Source organism: Rhodospirillum sp. A1_3_36 (genome assembly GCF_047263945.1).
GTDB lineage: Bacteria > Pseudomonadota > Alphaproteobacteria > Rhodospirillales > Rhodospirillaceae > Rhodospirillum.
The window spans coordinates 1-5,982 of sequence record NZ_JBLAVB010000054.1 but is presented as its reverse complement, the minus strand read 5'-3'; the positions used below and the strand labels follow the sequence as shown (position 1 = coordinate 5,982).

The window sequence follows — 5,982 nt, the reverse complement described above, 5'->3', positions numbered from 1 at the left end:
GACGCGCGAAGAACATGGGATAGCTGCCGAGCTCCAATCGCCACATGGGTTGTCGGGGTGAAGGGGGACAACTGTAGGGCGCTCGTCGGTGGGCGGCTAGCTTTTATGGGGAATGCGGTCAGGATTGAAGGGCGTTGCTATCTCGGCGGTCATACCATGATACTTATAAGGGTTGACTGATGTGGAGTTAGGAGTTGGGGAGAATGCCATGGTGACGGATTCCGAAGTTATGCCGTTGGGGGACAGCGCCAGCGATAGGGTAACCCGCACACTCAGTACGCTGGTGGGGCGGATTCCGATGCTTGGTTGGATGATGCAGGTCGCGATAGCTGAAGTAATACCGAACATCCGTCTTCAACGCATCGAAGCCTATCTGCTTCATCTCGACCAGCGGATTGATCAAGTTAAATTCAAGGCAGCCCTTGAGCAGCCCGAGGGCTTGGACCTCTTCGAAGAGGGCCTTTGGCAGTCGGCAAGGGCCCTTGATGATGATAGGAAGCGCTATATCGCGGAACTCATAGCGAAGGGGATGGCCGAGAGTTCCGCCAAGCAGGAACAAACCCGACATTTTCTCCGTCTTCTCGGGCAGATTGGTGATTCACAGATCATCATTCTGACCAGCTATCTCTCGCAATTTGGAAGCTTGGGTGGAGAGGAAACCGCCGCGTTTTACGAACGTCACCGAGACGTGCTTGGACCATTCAGCCGGGAAATTGGGAGCAATAATCCTGACGCTGGGCGGGCTGAGCACAAGGATGCCTTGGAGCGACATCTGTCATCGTTAGGATTGTTGGACGTGGCTTCTGAAGACCTTGGTGGGCTTGCGGGAAGTCCGGGTGCCAGTGTGACGTATAGGATCACCCCACAAGGGAGCCAATTCCTTCAATATATAGGGGTGTCATTGGCCTGATATCTGTCTCTATTCGGTCGATGGAAGGCTATAGCGACGCCAGGAGTTTGTCGTAGTCGGCGTGGGAGCCGATCCAGAACCATGTCAGCGTGGTCTCGTCGTTGATATCCTCGCGGTAGCCAAGGGCTCGATAGTGGATGCCGACCCGCACGGAATACACGGCGTGTTTTTCACTGACGCATTTATAGTGAACGCTGGGATGGCGCTGGTCCTCTCGCCAGTACAGGTAGGCGCGGGTTGCCTGCCTGCGCACGTCGGCGGGCAGGGCGTCGAAGTGGCGCCAAAAGGTCTTTGTCGTTCGGGAGATCACTTTTTCGGAGAATTGGCCGGGTCAAAGGGCAGGACATCGCCCTGCTCCGCTTCCGCCTTTGCCCGTGCCACGAGGGCTCCGAGGGCATCCTCCGTTTCGGCGAAGCGGGTATTCCAGGCGGCCTCCGCCGCGTGCTCCTCGTGCATCGAGACGAGAACATCCTCGGGGACACTTTGGAGCCATTCGGCAACGCCCTTGTTTTGAATGTCACGAACGACGCGCATGGTCTCGGTTCCGGTCTTGGTCAGGGTGGTCATGATTGGGTCCAGTCTACAAAGGCCGCCTCGGGGAAGCAAATGTTCGCGGGGCTTCCGAGGGGGCCGCTCATGTCATGACCGGTCTTGAGCGCCGTGCCAGACGCGCAAAATCTGTATCTCCGTCTCTATGACCCGATAGGCGAGGATATAGGGTGTTCCGCGTACGACGCATTCCCGAACCCCCGATAAGTCCGTGGGGCGACCCCGATGGGGGAAATCGCTCAGCGCATCGCCCGCCGAAAACAAAGTAGCGGCAAAGCGTGGTGCCGCGCCCGTATTGAACGCGCGGATGTAATCACGAATCGCGATCACATCCATGCGGGCGGGAAGTGTCCATCTTACTTGCACTGCGGCGGCGGCAGTTCGTGATCGGTTCCCCAGCTTTCAAGCCATGCTTTCATATCCTCATGGGGGATGAGCAGTCCCGCGTCGGCGGCGGCGATACCTTCGAGAATCGCCAAGCGCTTTGCTTCGTCCATCATGACGCGTGCCAACTCGTCCTGATGTTCATCGGACAGGGTCGCGATCGCGGACATGGCTTGTTGCATGAGCTTGGTCATGCCTTGATATTAGGGAATGTCCTCCGCGACGACAAGGACAAGCCTCGTTGCTTCCGGCGTTACCGTTCCCGTTCGCGATCCGATCTCACCCGTCCGCGCTGGAGCGAGGCCATGCGGCTATCCACGAGGTCGAAGCGGGTGAGCGTCTCGGCGTAGGGTTCCGACAGTCTCAGGGTGGCGAGGCGATAGCGCCGTCCGCCTTCGGTCACCACGCCAACGGTGCGGCCTCGCTGATATAGGGTGAGCCCGCGTACGCCGAGCGCCTTGTTCAGGGCGTCGCGGCTTTTCGCTTCCTTCATCGCTGAATGGATCTCCGCCGCAAGTTCTTCCTTGCGGCTCGGTTCTCCCTTCCGTCGGGCGACGGCCTGTTCGCGGATGCTTGGTCGAAATCCGCGCCAGGGCTCGGCAATGGGGCGCGTCTGTCCCAAGGCGGGATAGAGGCGCAATCGTTCTTCCTCCACGGCTCGCTGGATATCGGCGAATTTCCTTTTCGGGAGCCAGAGACGGTGTCGGCCCAGGACGGCATTGCTGCTGATCATCAAATGGATGTGGACATGCGGGGTTTCGCTATGAACGACCCCGACGGCTAGCTGCCGGGGCGCCCGTCGATCAAGGTAACGCTGGGCGAGGTCGAGCAGGGCGCGCTTCTGCTCCTTCACCGATAGGGAAGTGTCGGGAGAGAGGGCGATGATCTCGTGAAAGAGCGCGTTGCCGTTCGCACGCCGGGGGAGGAGGGTATGGTTCTCCTCGAAGGCCGCGACGACGGCTTCGGATGTTCGCGCTTTCATGGGGAGGTTGTGCCGCAGGTCAAATCTGTCTCCCCGCTCCGCGAGCATATAGGCGGCGAGTTGCCCGAAGCTGGGCGTCTTGCGGGATAGGGATTTGATAATCATGGCTCAGCGTCATCGTCGGTGGGGCGTCCCCAGGGCTTCTCGGTGAAGGCGCGGATGTGGTCCTCCAGTTCGGCCAAGCGGTCGAGGAGGATGTCGCCGTCGAATTCTCCGGTGCCCTGCACCGCGCGGGCGATTTGGTTGATGTTGTTGCCGATGCGGCGGAGCTGGACGATCAGGTCGCCGATGCCCTCTTCCACGTTCTTGCTGGGGAGGTACTCGCCACGGGCATAGGCTTCCGCCTCGGCATGGATCTGTGCCCAGACGGACCGGCCCGCGTCCTTGGCCCGCTGTTCCGCCCGGGCGTGCTCCTCGGCGGTAAGCGTGCCATAGACCCGCCGCCGGGTTTGCCGGAAGCGCTCCCAGTAGTCCTTGCGGTAGCGCCGCATGTTCTCCGCTCGGTCGGCGCTCCGTGTGTCGGAGGGTGGTCCGTCGTCTTCGCTCATGACTTTTGGCTACACGGGGTTCCAAGGGGGGCTCCCCTTGGCAAGTTGGGATTGTACGGCACGGGCATGGTCTCCGCCATGCTCTGTGCAGAATCCCAATCTTGCATCACCGCTGTTCCGCTCTTTGCTCTCCGTTCTCCGGCTCACCGCTGGCGCCCTTCTCGGCGTCGGTTTGGAGCGGTGAAGGAAGGAAGAAGGGGTGGCGGGATGGGCCGTCCACGGGGATACTCGATGCCGGATCGTGTGGGGAGGACGGCTCGTGTTCGTGGGTGGCGCGTATCGGGAAGGCTTCGACCAAGGTTCGGAGGATGGCCATGCCGGACGGGACAAGAGACCGCGCCCGTCCTTCTGGAAGGGGCTGGTCAGTCGGTCGTCCTATGCCCGGGAATTCGTGCGCGGCTACCACGCGGGCTATGCCCACGGCTACCGGGGACGCGAGATCGCGGAGGAGCGGCGGGCGGTTCGAGCCTCGTCCGAGGAACGGCTCGCCGAGCTCGCGCGGGGCCGGATGCGGGAGCGGGAAACGGAACGCGAGCGGTAGGTTAGGATACGGTGGATGGGCTCCGGTCGTCGGGGCGTAGTCTGGCGCGGAGGGCTGCCCGGAGCATTGCCATGGCTTCCGGCTCGTCGATTTGCTCCGAGGCATCGCCTTCGTCTATCGCTGCCCGGAGTTCGCGTAATGTCCACTGCTCATCATCGGAATTGGTGGGGCTTGGGGTGGTCATGATTGGTGATCTGGCGTGTTGCCGTGCATTCGCGCGACAAAATCGTTTTCCTCGAACTCGACATACCCGCCACGTTCGATCTGATCCCGCGCTTCTTGGATACCCGCGCGCAAGGCTTGAAGCTTTCGCTCTTCATCGTCCAGGAGCGATAGGCCTGCTTGAATGACCGCGTCCGCTGTCGGGTACGCACCGGAGGCGACCTTTTCGCGGACGCGCTGTTCCAGTTCGGGGGCGAGCGTCATGGGCATGGAGGGTCCTTTCTCTGTTGCCCCAGTCTAGCGGCAGGAGGCGCGCGGGAAAATGGGGATGCTGGGACAAATCGGGAACCCGTCTTCTGGGGATGGACGGGACGGCCTATGGTGGAAGACATGACCAAACGCTTCTTCTACCCCGACGAACTCTCGGCCATTCGAGACCGCTGCGACTGGCGGCGCCTGCTCGATGAACTGGGCGTTCGCGCCGATGTCCGGCGTTGCACGGACGCGGAGTTCTGGGGCTACTCGCCCTTCCACCCCGAGGAAAAGACGGCCAGCTTTCACATGAAGGAGCCCGGCGTCTGGTACGACTGGTCCAGCCATGCGGGCGCACCGGGGCGCGATAAGCCCGGCGGTGGGGTGATCGAACTCGTCCAGGCCATCCATGCCACACGTGGCCAAGTGATGAAGTTGAATGAGGCGGCGGCCTGGATCGTGGATCGCGGTTTCGGACCTCCTGCCCGTATGCCAGCGGCCAAGCCGCCGACGCCAAACGACCCCGCCGATCCGTCCCCCTCGGAAGCGCGCAACGACCCCATCGATATTGATCTCGTGCCGCGCCTTTCCGAACTGGGGACACATCCCGCCTTCGTCGAACGGGGCATCTCGGCGGAGACCTGCCGCGCTCTCCGTTGCGGGTATCTGAAGGGACGCGGAGCATGCTGGCCCAGCGGTTGGTGTTCCAGGTGGGCGGTCTGGACAAGGAGTGGTCGGAGCGGGTGATCCTGTCCCACATGGGCCGCGCTACGACGGAGGAGCAGGAGCGGGACGGCAAGTGGCGTTTCTATCGCGGCTTCAATCCCTCGCTGGAGCTCTACAACCTCGACAACCTGGTGCTCGACCCCGAGGCTGCGCGGCAGGCCCGCGAGACCGGGACCCTGCTCGTGGTCGAGGGGGCCTTCGATGTCGCCAAATGCGTGGAGGCGGGGCTCCGGAATGTGGTCGCGACCTTCGGCGCGCGTCTGCATGAGCCGCAGGCCCGGAAATTGGCCGAGGCTTTGTCCCGCCTGTCCGCGTCTCGTGTCATCGTCTTCTATGATCGGGACAAGGCTGGGCGGGCCGCGAGCGCCGATGCGCGGGAACTCATGCACGCGCATGGAGTGGGGGCGGAGCTCTTTGATTGGGAGCGGGAATTTCAGGGAGGGGGCGGGCGACGGATCCGCATTCCCTCGGAGATCTTGGACCCTTGTGATTTCAATGTTCGGCAACTGATATGGCTTCGAGCTACGCATGTAATTTGATTTTCAAGGGCGAGGATCTTGATTATCCTTTTACTGGCTGCGGGAAAAGCCATTGGAAGAAAAGTTAGTTGAGAGAATTTCCATGTTTTGGTTGGCAACGTTCTCTGGTTTCTTATCATTAATTCTGACGGCTCACAGTTTTATTGGAGAAAAAACGTAATTGCTCACGGGGTTGGCGGCAGGCGCCTCAAGCGAGTGCGAAACTGCCCTGGATGAGATCGCGGATAGCGTCCAGCGGCGCTTGCCCCTTGAGCCTGGCGGGTCCGGTGACGGATCTGTATCCGGCATGAATTTGCGAGCCCCAGTCGGATCGGAAGCCATTGGTGACTTTCCGGAAGATCACCGACGGTCTGATTTCCCGTTCGGAAATGTTGTTCGTCGGTGGAACG

Annotated in this window: 13 protein-coding genes; 4 read left to right on the top strand and 9 right to left on the bottom strand. The window is 61.3% G+C overall.

The window, feature by feature from the left end; all coding sequences use genetic code 11:
• The first annotated feature begins 208 nt into the window (after positions 1-208).
• Positions 209-910 (top strand): hypothetical protein, encoded by a 702-nt coding sequence (locus ACLIRY_RS26485; RefSeq protein ID WP_413208426.1) that lies wholly within the window; start codon positions 209-211, stop codon positions 908-910.
• Between the two features lie 28 nt (positions 911-938).
• Here ACLIRY_RS26485 and ACLIRY_RS26480 read toward each other — a convergent pair whose 3' ends face one another.
• The 6 genes from ACLIRY_RS26480 to ACLIRY_RS26455 all read right to left on the bottom strand — a co-directional run bounded on the left by ACLIRY_RS26480 (position 939) and on the right by ACLIRY_RS26455 (position 3,373).
• Positions 939-1,220 carry a hypothetical protein gene (locus tag ACLIRY_RS26480; RefSeq protein ID WP_413208425.1) on the bottom strand — a complete coding sequence of 94 codons (282 nt, stop codon included), beginning with the start codon at positions 1,218-1,220 and terminating at the stop codon, positions 939-941.
• Positions 1,217-1,477: a hypothetical protein gene (locus ACLIRY_RS26475; protein WP_413208424.1), complete on the bottom strand. Its 261-nt coding sequence runs from the start codon at positions 1,475-1,477 to the stop codon at positions 1,217-1,219. The genes ACLIRY_RS26480 and ACLIRY_RS26475 overlap by 4 nt, the downstream gene beginning before the upstream one ends.
• Before the next feature lie 72 nt (positions 1,478-1,549).
• A complete protein-coding gene (locus ACLIRY_RS26470) occupies positions 1,550-1,795 on the bottom strand; it encodes a type II toxin-antitoxin system RelE/ParE family toxin (RefSeq protein WP_413208423.1) in 246 nt (81 codons plus the stop codon).
• A 20-nt stretch (positions 1,796-1,815) separates the two neighbouring features.
• The gene (locus ACLIRY_RS26465; RefSeq protein ID WP_413208422.1) at positions 1,816-2,037 is read right to left on the bottom strand and encodes a hypothetical protein; all 222 of its coding nucleotides are present in this window, start codon (positions 2,035-2,037) and stop codon (positions 1,816-1,818) included.
• A 59-nt stretch (positions 2,038-2,096) separates the two neighbouring features.
• Positions 2,097-2,930, bottom strand: a complete 834-nt coding sequence (locus ACLIRY_RS26460; protein ID WP_413208421.1) for a relaxase/mobilization nuclease domain-containing protein — start codon at positions 2,928-2,930, stop codon at positions 2,097-2,099.
• A complete protein-coding gene (locus ACLIRY_RS26455) occupies positions 2,927-3,373 on the bottom strand; it encodes a MobC family plasmid mobilization relaxosome protein (RefSeq protein WP_413208420.1) in 447 nt (148 codons plus the stop codon). The genes ACLIRY_RS26460 and ACLIRY_RS26455 overlap by 4 nt, the downstream gene beginning before the upstream one ends.
• A 259-nt stretch (positions 3,374-3,632) precedes the next feature.
• Between ACLIRY_RS26455 and ACLIRY_RS26450 the strand changes: the two genes are divergently transcribed.
• Positions 3,633-3,914 (top strand): hypothetical protein, encoded by a 282-nt coding sequence (locus ACLIRY_RS26450; protein WP_413208419.1) that lies wholly within the window; start codon positions 3,633-3,635, stop codon positions 3,912-3,914.
• A gap of 1 nt (position 3,915) precedes the next feature.
• Here the strand turns inward: ACLIRY_RS26450 and ACLIRY_RS26445 are convergent, their stop codons facing one another.
• Together ACLIRY_RS26445 and ACLIRY_RS26440 are read right to left on the bottom strand one after the other, a co-directional pair.
• Positions 3,916-4,098, bottom strand: a complete 183-nt coding sequence (locus tag ACLIRY_RS26445) for a hypothetical protein (RefSeq protein WP_413208418.1) — start codon at positions 4,096-4,098, stop codon at positions 3,916-3,918.
• Complete coding sequence (locus ACLIRY_RS26440; protein WP_413208417.1) at positions 4,095-4,340, bottom strand: type II toxin-antitoxin system ParD family antitoxin; 246 nt, start codon at positions 4,338-4,340, stop codon at positions 4,095-4,097. Before ACLIRY_RS26440 ends, ACLIRY_RS26445 begins: the two co-directional genes overlap by 4 nt.
• 126 nt (positions 4,341-4,466) lie before the next feature.
• Between ACLIRY_RS26440 and ACLIRY_RS26435 the strand changes: the two genes are divergently transcribed.
• Positions 4,467-5,075, top strand: a complete 609-nt coding sequence (locus tag ACLIRY_RS26435) for a hypothetical protein (RefSeq protein ID WP_413208416.1) — start codon at positions 4,467-4,469, stop codon at positions 5,073-5,075.
• A complete protein-coding gene (locus ACLIRY_RS26430) occupies positions 5,012-5,593 on the top strand; it encodes a toprim domain-containing protein (RefSeq protein ID WP_413208415.1) in 582 nt (193 codons plus the stop codon). Before ACLIRY_RS26435 ends, ACLIRY_RS26430 begins: the two co-directional genes overlap by 64 nt.
• 187 nt (positions 5,594-5,780) lie before the next feature.
• Here ACLIRY_RS26430 and ACLIRY_RS26425 read toward each other — a convergent pair.
• On the bottom strand, positions 5,781-5,982 hold a 202-nt coding region (locus ACLIRY_RS26425), incomplete at its 5' end, for an IS66 family transposase (protein WP_413208414.1).